General features: G+C 37.3%; 13 protein-coding genes. All 13 read right to left on the bottom strand.

Going from position 1 to position 17,452, the window contains the following annotated elements:
* Positions 1-2 precede the first annotated feature (2 nt).
* The 13 genes from G586_RS0109665 to G586_RS0109600 all read right to left on the bottom strand — a co-directional run bounded on the left by G586_RS0109665 (position 3) and on the right by G586_RS0109600 (position 17,254).
* Positions 3-1,139, bottom strand: a complete 1,137-nt coding sequence (locus tag G586_RS0109665; RefSeq protein ID WP_026527610.1) for a DegT/DnrJ/EryC1/StrS family aminotransferase — start codon at positions 1,137-1,139, stop codon at positions 3-5.
* Between the two features lie 14 nt (positions 1,140-1,153).
* Entirely contained in the window at positions 1,154-3,307 is a 2,154-nt protein-coding gene (locus tag G586_RS0109660) for a glycosyltransferase (RefSeq protein ID WP_155834083.1), read from the bottom strand.
* A 456-nt stretch (positions 3,308-3,763) separates the two neighbouring features.
* Positions 3,764-5,440 carry a DUF6020 family protein gene (locus tag G586_RS0109655; protein ID WP_026527608.1) on the bottom strand — a complete coding sequence of 559 codons (1,677 nt, stop codon included), beginning with the start codon at positions 5,438-5,440 and terminating at the stop codon, positions 3,764-3,766.
* Between the two features lie 109 nt (positions 5,441-5,549).
* Positions 5,550-7,232 (bottom strand): DUF6020 family protein, encoded by a 1,683-nt coding sequence (locus G586_RS0109645; RefSeq protein ID WP_026527607.1) that lies wholly within the window; start codon positions 7,230-7,232, stop codon positions 5,550-5,552.
* A 104-nt stretch (positions 7,233-7,336) separates the two neighbouring features.
* Positions 7,337-7,711, bottom strand: a complete 375-nt coding sequence (locus G586_RS0109640) for a DUF2304 domain-containing protein (protein ID WP_026527606.1) — start codon at positions 7,709-7,711, stop codon at positions 7,337-7,339.
* An 86-nt stretch (positions 7,712-7,797) separates the two neighbouring features.
* Positions 7,798-8,514: a hypothetical protein gene (locus G586_RS0109635; RefSeq protein ID WP_026527605.1), complete on the bottom strand. Its 717-nt coding sequence runs from the start codon at positions 8,512-8,514 to the stop codon at positions 7,798-7,800.
* The gene (locus G586_RS0109630) at positions 8,501-9,892 is read right to left on the bottom strand and encodes an AAA family ATPase (RefSeq protein ID WP_330363260.1); all 1,392 of its coding nucleotides are present in this window, start codon (positions 9,890-9,892) and stop codon (positions 8,501-8,503) included. Before G586_RS0109630 ends, G586_RS0109635 begins: the two co-directional genes overlap by 14 nt.
* Positions 9,893-10,062: 170 nt before the next feature.
* Positions 10,063-10,785, bottom strand: a complete 723-nt coding sequence (locus tag G586_RS0109625; RefSeq protein ID WP_026527603.1) for a glycosyltransferase family 2 protein — start codon at positions 10,783-10,785, stop codon at positions 10,063-10,065.
* Complete coding sequence (locus tag G586_RS0109620) at positions 10,785-12,617, bottom strand: hypothetical protein (protein WP_026527602.1); 1,833 nt, start codon at positions 12,615-12,617, stop codon at positions 10,785-10,787. The genes G586_RS0109625 and G586_RS0109620 overlap by 1 nt, the downstream gene beginning before the upstream one ends.
* 73 nt (positions 12,618-12,690) lie before the next feature.
* Positions 12,691-13,908: an ABC transporter ATP-binding protein gene (locus G586_RS0109615; RefSeq protein WP_026527601.1), complete on the bottom strand. Its 1,218-nt coding sequence runs from the start codon at positions 13,906-13,908 to the stop codon at positions 12,691-12,693.
* Positions 13,909-13,973: 65 nt separating this feature from the next.
* A complete protein-coding gene (locus tag G586_RS0109610) occupies positions 13,974-14,762 on the bottom strand; it encodes an ABC transporter permease (RefSeq protein ID WP_026527600.1) in 789 nt (262 codons plus the stop codon).
* 153 nt (positions 14,763-14,915) lie between these two features.
* Positions 14,916-16,046: a glycosyltransferase gene (locus tag G586_RS0109605; RefSeq protein WP_026527599.1), complete on the bottom strand. Its 1,131-nt coding sequence runs from the start codon at positions 16,044-16,046 to the stop codon at positions 14,916-14,918.
* Positions 16,047-16,075: 29 nt separating this feature from the next.
* A complete protein-coding gene (locus G586_RS0109600; RefSeq protein ID WP_026527598.1) occupies positions 16,076-17,254 on the bottom strand; it encodes a glycosyltransferase family 4 protein in 1,179 nt (392 codons plus the stop codon).
* Positions 17,255-17,452 lie beyond the last annotated feature (198 nt).

The raw sequence follows: 17,452 nt of genomic DNA, 5'->3' as shown, positions 1-17,452 counted from the left end.
TCTTAATTCTTCTCAACAAACTCAATTACCTTGTCACAAATATACTGAACATCATCATATGTAAGATAAAGGTTCATAGGAAGTGTTAATGTATGGTCACTTACATACTCAGCATAAGGGCATGTTCCTTTTGCATATGAGTACATTCTGTAATTTGTGTTATCAGAATAATGTACGCCTGGGAAAATCTCGTTTGCGTTTAAGTGAAGCATAAGCTCGTCTCTATTCTCAACCATAATCTGGAAAAGATGGCATGAAGACTCGCAACCTTCCTCGATTCTTACAAACTTAATCTTATCAGCATGCTTTGAAAGTCTCTCCATGTACCATCTTACAAGCTGACGTCTGTATGCATTATCTCTGTCAAGATACTTAAGCTGTACCTTACCAATAGAAGCCATGATTGAGTTACCGTGAGCCTTGTCACCTACATACTCAACATCATACTTCCACTTATAGTTACCCATGTTAGTTGTTCTAGCATATGTATCCTTGTTAATACCCAGCCATGCTTTCTTTCTAACGATTTCGTCATAGTTACCATTCTTGAAGCAGATCATTCCACTATCACCTGTAGGAAGGTTCTTAACAGCCTGGAATGAGTAGATAACTACATCTGCTTCCGATCCGGGAATCTCACCATCAACTCTTGTACCTGCCATATGAGCAGCATCAAGAATAAGTTTAAGATTTTTCTCCTTACAAATTTTAACGATTTCTTTATAATTACCGGTATTACCGCCAAGACCAACATACATAATTGCCTTAGTCTTATCGGTAATTCTCTCTCTTACAGACTTAGGATCAAGACACATTGTATCATCAATATCAGCAAATACAGCCTTAAGGTTAGACTTAAGGATAGCATGGTTTGTAGACACGAATGTGAGGGGAGTTGTGATAACCTCATCTCCATCCTGCCAGCCGTTCTCTTCCTTAAGAATCTCAACAGCAAGGTATAAACCAATTGTTGAAGAATTGAGGTAATGTGCAAAAGGAAGACCTGTATACTCCTTCCATGCATCTTCGAACTGAACTGTCTTAAATCCGAGTCCTGTCCAGCCCACCTCTAAACATTCTCTGATCTCAGCAAGGCACTCATCAACCTCATATTTCGCTTTAAATAACTGAATAGCCATCTTCTATATCCTCCTTAAAATCTTGAAGCTATATGTTTACGCCAAATAAAATTTAATTGGTGTAGTAAACGATTTGTATGATATCTGACCTTGATATCCGGGGCATGATATGCACATAACTCAGGCATATCAGCAGCCAATTTATCAACTACATCTTCCACAATGAAATTTCTGCGGAGATCTTCTTGCGCATTTTGAATTATCTGTTGTCTTTTATCTTCATTTTTTAATAACTGAAGAATTCCTGAAGCCCAGGCTGAAGATGTGTTATCAACAATTAACCCATTAACGCTGTCCTTAACTGCAAGCCGATATGGAATTACGTTAGAATATATACCCGCAATTCCCATTCTTGAGTACTCAAGATACTTATTATAATATTTGCAATTACCGAATTCATCATCCTTGATAACCGCAAGACCTATGTGACAACCGGATGCTTTAACCATTTCTCTGTAATCATCCATGCTTTTTGACCATGGAAGATATTTGGTTTTGAATTCACAACCCGATAAGGACTCTTCTTTGAAGCCTATAAATACTGCTCTAAACTTATTAAAACTCTTACTCACCTCGTTTAACGCGGGAACAATCATTTTCTGAACAGTCTCTATATGAGCAGGAGATCCTGCATATAAAATTGAATACTCCTCATCAGCATATGACATGTCAAACAAATTATCAATAGGATCAAATACCTTACCCTCTACAAACCTGATCGCAGGTGACAGCTCTTTATACTTATCATATATGTGAGGATTCGATGCCCATAGTATATCACAGTTTGTCAAACACTTTAACAACGCATCCCCATATAGCGTTCCTCGATAGACTCCATACAAATCATCATCCAAATACAAAACTGTCGTACGCTGAGCTTTTTTTGCCGCCTCCGCGATTCTGGCCATATAGGGATCAGCACCTCTGCAAAAAATAACGGTATCTGCATTCCTGATATCCTTGGCCGTTACTATTGTACTCTCTCTAACGACTAAATGAGCATTATTCTTTTTTGTTGCTCTGTCGACTATACTTTCCAATAATTCTGTTGTTGTTGTGTAGCCTGCATATACAAGCAAAACTGATGTGGAATCTTTTTCTATGTTTTTTTGAGTCATACTGTATTCATACTTTTCTACTAATATGGTCACATATTTCCTGATATAGTTCATAAACAATGTAGGATGATATTTTACTGTATTTTTATCGAATACCCCTTCAAATAATTCCGGAATCTTCCCATATACAGAACCGGTCATCTGCTTAGCAGAAAACTTCTGACGGCACAATTCCTGTGCATTATTTATCATATCCTGACACTCCTTTGGATGCCGTATCGCATATTCCAATTTATCAGTCCACGACTCGATGTTATTATCAGCCAAAAAACCATTTTGTCCATCAACCACAACCATTTTATATGGATAATCATTGGAATAAACTCCAACTATACCATATCTGGAATACTCTATAAATTTATTAACATACTTGCATCTGTGAAAGTCGTCATTCATTATGGGAGCAACTCCCAAATCAAACTTTCTACTCATGATCAGGCGATTATACTCGTCAAAATCTCTAATCCATGGTATGTATTCAGTTTTCCCTTTGCACTTATCAAGCGCTCCGGGATCAATCCCGATGCAAGTAAAAGAAATGCTATGATTTCTCTCTACCAATTTATTTATTGAAGGAATTATAAAATCATTCAAATACTTAACATGATCCCCATTACCTGCAAAAAGAATCTTAAATTCTCCATCACAAGCACCGGGACTTACCACATCATCGAAATCATACGCCACATCTGTGATTTCATATCTTCCATTATCTACATACTTACTGTACTTTTCTAATAAAAATGGATTTGATCCCCAAAGAACATCACACAATTTCAGACTTTTAATTAAGTATTCACAATTTCTTTTATATAATGACTTTGTCAGAACTTTTCGTATTATATTAGGATATGTTTCCGGAAGATTGAGGAGATCATCATCAAGATATGCAATTATTTTTTTGTTTGCTCTTTTGCCTGCCTCGATTATCCTATAAGCTCCAACCTCAAATGGTCTCACAAAAAGAATTGCATCTGCCCATTCTATATCTTGGGTCCGGACATCAACAACAGCCATTTCCCTAATTTCACATCCATATTCATTTTTCACCTTACTCATCAAATGACATATCAGCGAAACCGTTGGTATTCTCGACGAGTAGGATATCAGTATCCTGCTCATTTTCTAAGACTATCCCTCTAAATTCACAAAAGCTAAAAAAGCAAAAAACTCTTTGTACTTTATCATCTTTTCAATTTACATTCAACTACAAAACATTTTTCTAAATTTTTCCAAAATCAATGAAATAAAAAAATGATATGGCCGCTGTACCCACCGTAACAACAGCATATAAAACAATGATAATGAAACAATTGCTCCCCACAAAAAACCGTTCAGCGCTCCCAATTAGAAACAGCCCAGCAATAACATAAAATAGTTTTGTCAGATATATACTCTTAAATAATTTCTGCATAAGCAAAAGAATAAACAATATAGATTGCTATGCAAATGCTCGCTCGCAAATATTGTAATCATTCGTTTCTCTGAATAGTATGATTCCTCACCTTATTTCTCAGAAGCCCTATTTTCAAATAATAGCAATGGCATAGTCAAAAACACTGAATAAAGATATCTAAATTCTCCATTCACAGGAGATGCTATTAGCAATGTCCCCCATAACGCTATTAAAGGCAAACACATGATGCAGTATGAATAATCTTTTTTCTTGAAATGTATTAGCACTAGTGCAAACATTATCCATATATGTAACCCAATACTAATAAAGATACTTAGAGATGCCTTTGATCTATATTTCCATATATATTCTTCAATAGGATTAGTCTTTGCACTCTCTATGAATGAACTTTTTATCCCAAAATCATTATCAAAAATCATGGGATCCCACCAAACATTATTGGGAAATCCCGCACACCAAAAGCCTTTTGTTTGGTCTATCCAAGCATGTAAATAACATATGGGATTCCTGACTCCGATTTTTGCCCATAAAGTCAAAAAATTTGTAATATTATCTTCAGTTATGACTCCTACCGCATATGACTTAATCGGATCACTCCCACTATCAACATATAATTCCTTTACTTTATCTACAGGTAAGTAATTTATCAACTCTGTTATTTGATTTTCGCTCAAATAACCATCATCAACGATAACTCTTGATATCTGTTGAATAGGTATTGAAAGGGATTCGGCCGTTTCTGTTGGGCTTACAGATAACAATCCTAATAATGGCCCATTCATTATTATCCCTATAACCATCGAAACAAATACCGTAATAATCATTTTACGCTTAATTTGTGATTTAAAAATCCATAACCCAAACACAAATGCCAACAAACAATATACTCCGTTATTTCTCAGCACTCCAACACCAAGTGTACACATGAACATCATTAAATAATCAAATCTGCATTCATGTTCGCTACATCTAATAATCCTGATAAAAGAAGCTACTATTCCTGTTAAACAAAGTGCAAACGGTACATCTTTCCACATAGTAACACTGTATTTTATGTTATAAGGTAGGAATGTATACCCCATGATTGTTAAAACGATACATATTCGAGGTAATTTCTGTTTAACTAATGTATCAACAAAATATACAAAAAACATACTTACCACTAATACCTGAATCACACTATAAAGTCCAACAAAACTATTGATATCTCCCCAGATAGCCATAGAAATATCATATAAAACTTTCATATATCGAATCATGTAATAAGGATGATGATTAGTATAAGTCTCTAGAATAAAAAACCTTATCATAGCTGTACTATCATAAGTAACTAGACCTGGCCAAGCAACTGTAAATAGATAATAATAGTCCATGCCAACTACTGAAACAAATGTTAATATACACCAAATCCATCTTTCCTTTATGGGGAATTCATTAGACTTATGTGCTTTATTTATCAGCATTTCCAGTAAATATATGCAATTGTAAAAAATAACTATTCCAAACAGCCAAAGTCCTATCCATTGTTTTATTTCATCAACATATTTGTAATTAGCCAACATCACTGATGAGGAAAATATTATGGATAACAATATATTTAGAAAATCCAACTTAACTTCTTTTTTATAATGAAAAACTGCTGCTAATGCAAATCCCCCTAATAGAAAATAATTCTGAAAAAAAGTATCTGTATTATTATCCCAAAAAGACACCCAAGAAATAACACTTATTATACATAAAATAATACTTATATCGCGTTTTACCATCGCTTAAGAAGTCTCCTACAAAATTCCGTTATTTACATATCCCATCTTCATCATGCAATAAACTATAACTTCTGCTATTGAAGCAGCATCTTCAGCAGCATTTTCCATTTTATTCCTTAGCTACCCCATTTTCAAATAATAATAATGGCATTGCTAAAAACAGAGAATAAATATATCTGAATTCTCCATTTACCGGAGAAGCTATCAACAATGTGCCCCATAATACTATGAGTGGTAAACACATAACAAAATATGAATAATCTTTCCTTTTCAAATGGATTAGTATTAGTGCAAACATAATCCAAATAAATAAACCAATGCTAATAAATAATCTCAAGGATGATTTTGACGTAAAACTGCATATATACTCTTCCATAGGATTCGTCTCTGAACTATCAGGAAACCTGCTCTGAATCCCTAACGAATTTTCAACTATCATCGGTTTCCACCAAATATTATTCGGTATTCCCGCGCACCAAAAGCCTTTCGTCTGATCAACCCATGCCTTAAAATAGCAAACAGGATTTTTTAAACCAATCTTAGCCCACAGAATCAAAAAATCTTTGATATTCTCATCCGTAATGGTTTCCAATGCTAATGTCTTAACCGGATCACTCGATCGTTCGTAGTAGAGTTCTCTTACTTTATCTACTGGCAAATAATGGTTAAGCTCTGATTTCTGTTCTTTACTAATATAGCCATCATCTACAACAGCCCTGGCTACTTGCTGAATCGGAATTGATAGTGATTCTATTGTTTCAGTTGGCTTAACATTTAGCAAATCCAACATCGGTCCATTCATAAATATACCGAGAACTGTTGAAACAATTACTACCAGTAACATCTTTTTCTTTATGTGTGTTCTAAAAATCCATAACGCAAATACAAAAACTATCAAACAGTACGAGCCATTATTTCTTAAAATTCCCACACCGAGTGTACAGAGAAACATCATAATATAGTCAAATTTGTTTTCTTGCTCCTCACATCTGATAATTCTTAAAAATGAAGCCATTATCCCGGTTAAGCAAAGAGAAAACGGAATATCCTTCCACATTGTCACGCTATATTTGATGTTATAGGGTAAACATGTATATCCGATAATTGTCACAGCAATAATAACTCTCGACAACTTCTGTTTCATCATAGTATCCACAAAATACACAAAGAAGGCACTGACAACCAACACTTGAATCACGCTGAAAAGCGCAACAAAAGAATTGATATTTCCCCAAATAGCCATTGAAATATCATATAGTACTTTCATATATCTAATCATATAGTACGGGTGATGGTTCGTATAATTTCCGGAAAGGAAGAAGCCTATCATAGCAATACTGTCGACAGTAGCAATGCCTGGCCAGGCAACATTTAGTAAATAATAAAAATCAACACCAGCTACTGAGACAAATGTAATTATTCGCCATACCAGTTTTTCTTTTTTAGAATACTCATTAGCATCATGCCCTTTAGTAATTATTACTTCAAGCAAAAATATGCAGTTTTCAAAAACAACCACTCCAAATATAAAAAGACAAATCCATTGTTTTACATTATAAATATTGTCATAATTCGCTAATAATACTGATAAAGAGAATAAAGCAGATAACAATATATTAGATAAATCCGATCTGAACGTTTTTAAATAATATCTATATATTCCTGCCGCTAAAGCTACAACCCCCAAAAGAAAATAGTTTTGAAAAAAAGTATCTGTATTCTTATCCCAAAATGATACCCACAAAATAGCACTTATTATGCATATTATAATACTTATGTCTCGTTTCCCCATCTCTAAAAAACTCCTGCAAAATTTCACGCTTTGTAAATCCCATTTTGAGTTGTATTATCCTTTCCCGAAACAAGATTACCTTTCTTGATCGTTACCCTCGGAATTTATTCCTTATCCAGTCTCTCCTCAAGCTCCCTTACTCTCTTTTCAAGTAGTCCCTGAGTCTGGATAAGTTTAGTTATTCTACTTGCCTGACGTGAAGCTATACTTGTGAGCGAAAGAACAAGCATTATCAGGAATCCAATCAGAACGAGGAAAAGTCCATTCATGGTTCCAACAATTCCAATCATTCTCAGGAACCAGACTAGTATCTCTGGTCTTAACACAAGTATCAGAAAAGCCACTCCTGTAAAGAGCCACAGTAGTGTGTACTTCATGTTTAGCTTTTTATGCTTCAGTAGTGAAAGAATTATAGTGAAGTAGGCAACAATGACGATGATAAGGACTATCGTCAGCCGTTTAGGTATTATTTGAAACATTTTTTATCTCCTTACGCCATAGCTGATTCGGCACACAATTATATCTAGCGTCACTTTGATCCTAGAAAACCGGCTGGAGAAAATACTTATTCCTTAGTAAATATTATCCCCAAATTTGTATATCTATTTAAAGAGTTCTTTTCCTTTTCTATAAAAGTCCATGTTCTTTTATATGGTCCTGTAACCGCAAATTCAGGATTTAGGATAAATTCTATAAACCCTTCTACGTTTCCCTCATATTTTTCAGCAAAGTCATCTGCAAGTTCTTCCTTTTCCTCGTCAGTATAAGGCTTTAATTCTCCATATAGTACATGCTCCAAATTGCAGGAATTATAATACACCCTATATTTTATTCCGTTTCCGGTATCACTTAAGCTATCACAAATATGCCCTGTTAAATATAGTTTTTCCAAAATGCCGCTCTTTCGCTCATTACGTTTTACGATACCATTTACGTCTTTGGTTTCAATATGGTCAGTGTAATATAGTGTCTCTTCTGCAGCTTCATTATCAACAACTGACTCCGAATCTATAAATGCGCCATCCGTATCAACCATATGGATTATCTCTACCACATCTTCCGGATCATAACCATATTTGTTCATAAGTTGCTCTACTTTATCATTAAGGCGCGAAACAATATTCTCTTTTGTCACATATAATTCTGTAGTAATATCGCCACGAACCACTAAAAATGCAACTTCCTCAGATGAAAAATATTCCTGCATTATAGTACCTAATGCCGCTTTATCTGTTGATCCCTCAACTATCAGAATAATTACTTTTTTCTTATAATCCCCCAATTTTCTTCCCAGCCTTTCTGAAAGCCCTGGCTATTTTCAAGCTGTTTGTTTCATCATATATGACTTCGTCCTGTCCTCCTAGGGTCAAACTTTTAATATACTGCTTTCTCAGATTATTAGTCTCTCTGATTTTTTTCATACGTATATACCGATTGTCAGGATTAACTGTAGAAAACATAATATTATCTTTATCCAACATTTCTAATGCCCGAAGATTGTGGGATGTAAAAATAAGCTGCCCTTTCCCATCTGTATTAAAGATATCTAAGAGTTCTCCGAGCATATATTCAAATATTCCTGCATCCAATTCGTCGATTACCAAACATACTGTTTTTTGATTATAGGCCTGAATCAAAGCACTAAGGATGGAGATAATTTTTACAATTCCTTCAGACTCCATTCTAATGGGTATTTCTGTCTGTCCTTCACGTTTTGAAACAAGCTCCGCTTTCCATCCGTCTTCACCATTATCCAGCGCCTGTTTACCATGCTCTTTAACCCCAATCTGTAATCCTGGAATAATCTCACTAATCACTTTATTTATCTGATCAACAATCCCATATAGGATTGTTTTCTCCTCTGCAGATAGCACAACTGGTTCCCAAAGTAATACCGGCAAATCCCCTTTCCTGCCCTTGCCATCCTTTTCAAGCTTGAAAGCCATTGGTAAAATTACCTGTGCCGTTATATAACCGGAATGAGAATTGCGAATTACAAACAAATCTTTTACAGCATATTCATATAAAATCTTGATTATTGAAGAATATTGACTAAATGCATTCGTATATTTCTTGCAAAAAATATCTCTGCTGTTTTCCCCGAATATATAAGAGCACCTACTCTTTTCAGCCATTTTTCTAGCGACAATCAGATCCGTCTTATTTTCTTTATTGTCTTCTAACAGTTCCTGAAGTCTTACAGCAGGCCTAAGAATCTGCGCTGAGTCCATTCTGACAAATTCCAAAAATACAGTCTTATTTGAGCGCTCGTCATTCTCATTTTTAGCGCAACTAAGTGCTTCTTTTTCAATTGTTACGCCATTATAGTCTTTTCTAAATATGATTTTGTATGTGGTCTCGTAAATGATCTTTTCAACAAATATATTAAAATCCACTTCTATTTCCGCATTATTAGAGTCTGTATTAATATAATCAGCAAATTCTTCTGGAATGCTCTTACCTTTCATGATTTGCTGTAAAAAGAACATTACATCTACTACTGCGGTCTTACCTGACCCATTTTGTCCATAAATTCCCAAAACTTCTGACTCATCATTTACAAATTTCTTCTCAAACGCGAAAGGCATTACTATTCTTCCATTGGCAACATTCTTGAAATTTTTTATTGTAAGTGCAGAAATTCTTACTATTGCTTGCATAATGTAATCCTCCTGCCTGTATAATATCATAATATAAAGAAAAGGCAAATATTTATTTGTAAAAACGTATTTTTTATACATTTTACCAAATAAATATTTGCCTTTTCCGTGATCTAGTAATTCAGAACAAAAACTATCGTCAGCCGTTTAGGTATTATTTGAAACATCATTTATCTCCTTATGCCATAGCTGATTCGGCACACAATTATATCCAGCGTCACTTTGATCATATAGTAAATTGACTTCTTGAAGTTAATTGAGCTCTTTCCTGTCTCACGCTCTCTCATAACTACAGGAAGCTCAAGAATTCTCTTTCGTCTCATTATCGCATCCAGGATTGCCTCCGGTTCAGGATAATCTATGGGATAGTTTTCAGCAAAGACGTTTATGAAGAAGCGGTTGACTGCCCTAAAGCCGCTGGTCACGTCTTTTACCCTGTGAAAACAGAGGACGGTAATAAGTCCGCTAAGGAAATGGATTCCGAGCCTTCTGGTGAAGGAGCTCTGAAAGCCCTCTTTATTCACAAATCTTGAACCGATGACGTAATCAGCTTCGCCTTTTTCAATCGGTGCAATAATCTCAGCAATATAGGCAGGATCATGTTGTCCATCTCCATCGATCTGAACGGCAATTTCGTAATCATTCGCCTTGGCGTAGCGATAGCCTGTCTGAATTGCTCCGCCAATACCAAGATTGATGGGGCAGTTTATGTGATTGTAGCCTCTTTTCTTCAGTATTCGCGCTGTATCGTCTGATGAGCCATCGTTTACGACCACATAATCATACTGTGGATATCCCGTGGTGATCTCATCAACGATATTCTCGATATTTTCCGATTCATTATATGCAGGAATTATTATCAGCACATCGGAGTTTTTGTTTGCAGTTCCCATTATTTATATGTTTCCTTCCGCTCCATAGTTGCAGGATCATTATTTTTGTATACGGAGTAATTATTTCCGGTCAGTTCCGGAATAAGCGTCACCCCACTTATCATATCCTCGAAGGGCTCCCCTTTGTTCGTCACTATAAAAAAATCTATATTCTCCGGAATATATGAGTTCCTGATTATCGGTTCCACCAAAACTCCGGAATAATTTTTTAAGTCTTCGTCCGGTATCATGTATAGTCTGTCAGCAGATCTGAAATATAGATCATAGACCTTACTCTCCTCCGAAAACTGGCTCTCGTCAATAAAAGCGAAATTTTTATTCGTAAGGCCATTGTTTTCAAAGTATTCATCAAGTTCCGTCATTTCGGCAATCATATCCTCATCATCAACATAAGTATGATAGACATTGAAACAGCCTATGGCAATGTTCATAGCCGACAACAGCATTGCGCCACAGAAAAAAACGAAAACCGCAAGGCTATTTCCTCTCTTAGCAGCAAAATGAATTATCAATATGAAAACGGTAAATCCTAAGGTCGTCGCAACACCTGCCGGATAGATAACCGACATGCTATCAGAAACACTCCAAACGGCGCCAACAATTTTTCGAATCACATAAATATACTGTAATCCTATGGTTCCCGTAGTGCATGTGTTATAAATACCTTTGAAAACGAAGCTCGCCAAAATAAGAAGCCCTATGTTAATCAAGAGCGCTTTCCCTTTAACAAGTTTATCATTCTGGGACAAGTATGCAAAGAAAATGCTTATAAAAGGAACAATAATTCCTGCAAGGTACCTGAGATGCACCCCCGGAATTGCCTTTCCAAAGTCCTCTCTGGCTGTTATGGTAACTGATATCACAAATACGGAGCCAAGCATCAATAGCACTGTAAACAGCATGTATTTGCGACACACCCAGCTCATCTTCTTATAATTTACCAAAGGCAAAGTTACTGGTAGAACCCAAAATGCAAGAACTGTACTTATCAAAGTGTAAAAGAATCCATAAATCAAATACAGAATCACCTGATAATTCATGAAATAATGGATATCCAAGGCTCCGCTTTTAATATAGAAATTTGATATTCCTCCAAAGAAAAAAATATGAACTAAAAGATAGACAAAACCGGCTGCTGCCAGATATATGAAAATTCGCCAGGGAGCTGATGTTTTGCCCCCACGGACATTCGCATCCATCTTAGATGCGTCCCGTCTTTTCCCAAAAATCGCAGTCACCACCTCTGTAGCCACATAAGCAAGCAACAAGCAAATCCCGATTTCTTTGGTAAAGTATGCAAGAAATGACAGCACCAGCACTATCACTGTATATCTTCTTTTTTCATATTTGTACGAAAGAAGAATGTAATAAAAGGCGAAGGCAGTAGCAGGAAAATACAGGTTTTCTGACATAAAGGTCCCTGAAATGACAATATCCGGCCAAAAGCAGATAAGAATTGCTGCAAGACGGCAGTATTTATCCGTCACCTCCAGCTCCTTGCATATCAGATAACCGGGAATGAATGAGAGCGACATAAGAACCGAATTTATCAGCATGATGGCGCGAACTCGCAGAACAACGTTTTTGATTAAAAACGTCGGAAGAAGAACCAATGAATAAGCAATCTTGGTAAATTTAAGCTCTACGCCGTGGAGCATGAAGCTCTTTCCCTCAAAAATACTTTTAGCAATGTCGTAGTAGATTATCTCGTCCGGATAAGTCTCCATCGCCTTGCTGTAATCAGAAAGCAGGTAAAGAAATGCCACGTGAAGAAGGAAGATTACAAAAATAGCTGTCTTTTCTTTAGTTGTAAGTTGTACTCTTTTCCCCAATTAAAACTCTCCCCCAAACGCTTCTATCAACACTCATATCAGATGCTTCACAGACCTCTTATTGATACTTCTGTCAGTCCATTTTACCAAGCTTCCACTGATGCTCCATGCGGGTCGTGCCCTCATCCTCTATGCTAGATGTAACATTGAACTTTGCGACGCTTTTCCAATAGTCAACTGGGTACTCCTCCCCCGTCTCAATTGAAATGTCTATGGTGTATTCCCCGGAAATCAGCGCGAGCCTTGGCATGATAAATTCAATGCTCCCGTCTTCTGATAATTCTATTCTATTAAGATGCTCAGCCCTAGTCGTGGTGCCATAGCAGAGAACACCGTCATTTCTATATATTTTGATTCCAAAAACAGCATCCGCCACGCATTCCCTGACCGTATAATCCACGTGAATTGTACACGGATCCTCCGCATCAAATCCAAGAGCAGGCTCTCCGTTTTTCAAAAGCCTGACTTCGGATACCTGCGCTTCGCCACTGCCATATCTCTTGACCTCGAAATACTTAGTCTTATCTTCTTTAGCATCTTTATACTCCGAGCCTCTTTTTGCAATGAAGTCCAGATACAGTGGATTAACATCACAGGGCTTACCATCGGCTCTTACTTTCCCATCGTGAATCCAGATACACCTGTCGCAAAGCTGCTCAATCTGTCTTGTGGAATGAGAAACAAGTACAATGGTCGTCCCTTTCCCCCTGATTTCTCTTAGGCGATTGAAGCACTTAACCTGAAAAGCCGCATCTCCCACCACAAGAATCTCATCGATGAGGAGAATATCTGCATCAACATTTATTGCAACCGCAAAAGCAAGCCGCATGTACATTCCGGAGGAATAGGTTCTTACCGGGTTGTCAATGAATTCCTCAAGCTCAGAGAAAGCTATGATATCATCAATTCTTTCCTCAATCTCTCTGTGAGTGAGCCCAAAGATAGCAGCATTTATGAAAATGTTCTCTCTTCCGGTCATATCAGCATGGAATCCGGCTCCAAGCTCAAGAAGACTGGAAACCCTGCCGCGCATGGTGATGTTACCCGAATCCGGATAAATAATCCTTGTGAGCATTTTAAGAGTAGTACTTTTGCCGCACCCATTGTGGCCAACCAAGGCAACTGCCTCGCCTTTTTTAACCTTAAAGCTTAAGCCATCAATTACATTACGGATCTCGTAGCCTCTTCTTTTCTTGAAAAGTGAGAGTTCTTTCAGGGTAAAGCCTTTATCATGGTATACTCTGAAGCTCTTTTTTATATTATCAACTTCAATAGCGTATTCTTCCTGCATCTTAAATCTCCGGATTTATTATGATAATTAAATAGTAAGTATTCGGCAAATACTTTTAACGCTTACTATAGATACTCCGCAAACTTGCGCTTTAGTTTATTGAAAAGATGCCAGCCTACAACCAGGGATCCGATTCCCATTATGCACGCAATAATAAGAGTATCGATTTCAGGAGCCTGCTGGTAATACAGGATATCTCTATACGCCACTATTACTGAAGTCATCGGATTCAAATAAAAAATCTTTACCAGGTTTCCCGGAATCATATCCACGGAATACATAACCGGAGTCATAAACTGCCATGCCATGGTGATGATAGTCATCATATATTTAACGTCCCTAAGATACACGCACCATGCACTTGTAATGAATACAAGTCCTATAGTCAGGCAAAACTCAATTCCCATAATGAGCGGCAAAAATACAAAAACCGCAGGGTTTGTGAGCCTCCCGGCCACAAGTAGCGCCACTAACACTATTATGAAACAGAGCAACATATTTATAAACTGACTGACCACGTACGAGATCGGGATTACTTCTCTGGGAAAATATATTTTTTTGACCATATCCTCCATGTCCCGAAGGCACCCGCTTCCTTCACTCATGCATGTTCCAAAGAAAATCCAGGGAATCAGCGTCACAAAAAGGAATAGTGAATACTGTTCGATTTTATTCTGCATGATTACTGAAAACAAAATAGTATAAACAATGAGCTGAAATAGAGGATTCAAAAAAGTCCATAGAAAACCAAGGGCAGATCCTTTGTATCTGCCGCGGAGATTCCTGTGAACCTGAGTGAATATCATTTCACGATAGGCGTATATTTCTTCTATACGTTCGAGTGTGGTTTCCATTTAGCCCCTCATCCGGCACTTCGTGCCACCTTGTCTTCGCTCCGCTCCGGTCGGCGCAAAACCAACGTCCCCCGGACGTTGTGCGCCCCCAAGGGGAAGGCTTTAATTTTTTTCGTTCTATCTACAACTAAGAAGGCTCTTTCTTATTACGCCTTATTTATACACCGTTATGCCCTCAAGCTGCCTGCTCTTGAAAATCGCATATTGCTCTTCGACAAATCGCTTAAGCCTGTCGCGGAATACGCTCTCATCAAACTCCATTGCGTGAGCCCGGAGTTTTTCCTTATCAAACTTAAGCTTTTCAAATCTATGTATAGCATCTATCAAGGCTTCCGGTGTGGCCTCATTAAAAAACACACCGGTCTCGTTCTCTATTATAGTTTCAAGGATTCCACCTTTTCCAAGGGCAATCACAGGGCGTCCGCAAGCCTGAGCTTCAAGAGGGGTTATTCCAAAATCCTCAACTCCCGGAAAGATAAGAGCTTTGCACTTCGCATAGTAATCAATCAGCTCATCATTCTGTACGTACCCAAGGAACTTAACCGTAGGACCTGCCATTGCTTCAAGTTTATCCCGCATTGGTCCTGTTCCTATGACATACAGAGGCAGATTTTCTCTAGTGCACGCCTTTACTGCAAGTTCAATTCCCTTGTATTCCTGAAGCCTTGAGACACAAAGGTAGTAATCCCCATCCTCGGGGGATATATGAAACATGCTCATTCTCACAGGACAATGGATCACATAAGCATCTCTTCTATAGTGCTTGTGTATACGCCTCGCAACGTTCACGGAATTACCGACAAAGACATCCACGCGGGCCGATGATGCATAATCCCACACCCTCATAAAAGTCATGAAGTATGAGATCATCTTATTCTTAAAAGAGCCCTTGCCAACAAGCGGTCCGATATAGTTGTGGCGCTGCTCCCAGGCATAGCGCATAGGAGTGTTACAATAGCATATATGCAGAGTATCGGGACCTGTTATCACGCTCTTTCCAACACTTGTGCTGCTGCTGATGACCACGTCATATCCATTTAAATTTATGCTCTCCATTGCAGTAGGCATGAAAGGGAAAAGCTTCCTGTGATTAAGCTGCTTCTTAGTGGTTTTCTGAAGATGAGTGGTACGTATATCTGCATCCTGCAATGTCTTGCACAAATTCATCTTGTTACACATAGAAGTATATATTGGTGCATCGGGAAAAACCTCATGCATATTTATTATCACATTTTCAGCGCCTCCCATGAAAGGAAGCCAGTCATGAACAATCGCTACTTTCATAAACCCTCTTTATAAATTCTCTGCACAGCTTAGATTCCATCAATAATGCTCTTTGCTGAGTTCTTCCAGGAATATTTATCCGCGTAGAATTCTCTTATTTCATCCGTTATTGCATAATGCTCATCGTCTAACATTTTAATATCAAATAAATCAACATCCGCTGGATCAAAAAAATAGCATCCTCTCGAGTATATCTCCTTCAAAGCAGGAATATCCGCAAGTGCGATATGCTTTACACCCGAAAGTATAGCTTCCATTGGAGGAATTCCAAATCCTTCATATTGAGATGGAAAAATAAACCCATGAGCACATTTATATAATGATCGTATTTCATTATCCGTCACATATCCCGTGATAAGCAGGTTTCCTACATTACTTGATGAGTCCTCTGCTTCACCGGAGAATAAATCCCTTCCAAAGACATTATCATTATTCTCCCCTACAACCACAAATTTCCTGTCAGGGTATTTTTGAGCGAGTTTTTTGATGAACATCTGATTTTTATGCAGATTCTTACTTCCCACACTCAGATAGTAGCTTTCATTCTCTCTGATTCCCCATTTTGACAGGACTTTATAATCCTGAGAACACGTCGTATCCCGAGTACTTCCTTCCCCATCAATGATGTGCCGGGCTGAATTTCCGGCAATTATTACTTTGTCTTCTGGAACACCATAGTAGTCCATGAGTTCATTTTTACTAAACTCTGAGATTGTTATAACTCTCTTACATCTACGAATAGTCAGAGAATACCCCAGCTTATACATCGATCTGAATTTTCTGCTGTATGAATCGGGATATCTGATGAAAGCAATGTCATGAAATGCGGCATTATCAGGCTTTATTATGGGTGCTATTCCCGCAAGTGTAAGGATTATTCCCCTCTTTCTTAAAGCGTACAATGGCAGATCAATCTGCGTCCATTTGTTGCCGCTTCCTTTTCCAAAAGTCACAATTTCAATATTCTCATGCTCAGGCTTAGTCTTCAATTCACCCTGCGGAAGAGCAAGAATCACTTCCCCCGGTTCTACCATTTCATCCATGCACTTAATGATTTCTATACCATAGCGCTGTACTCCGGTTACCTTCTGAGTATAGATTCTTCCATTTATGATCAGTGGATGCTCTTTACTAAAACCCTGATGTGCTCTTTCGTTACCACCGGCTATTTTTCTCTTGTCTTTTGTTGTAGATTTTTCAGCCCGCATCAATTGATCTCTTTTCTCTAATGAAATTATCTCTAAATTTATAATAACTTAATTCCTAACATTTAGATATAGTAGTAATCCACATTGAGAAATCAAAAAACTGTTTGTTTTACTTTCGTTTTATTATCGTTTTTTCGATTTTTTATTGTTATTTTATAATTTGGTTTTCTATAAGGCGATATAATATATCTAGTAACT

The sequence above is a fragment of the Butyrivibrio sp. VCD2006 genome (assembly GCF_000423925.1).
Classification (GTDB): domain Bacteria; phylum Bacillota; class Clostridia; order Lachnospirales; family Lachnospiraceae; genus Butyrivibrio.
Note: the sequence above shows the minus strand (reverse complement) of the source record. Positions and strands in the feature narration are given on the sequence as shown.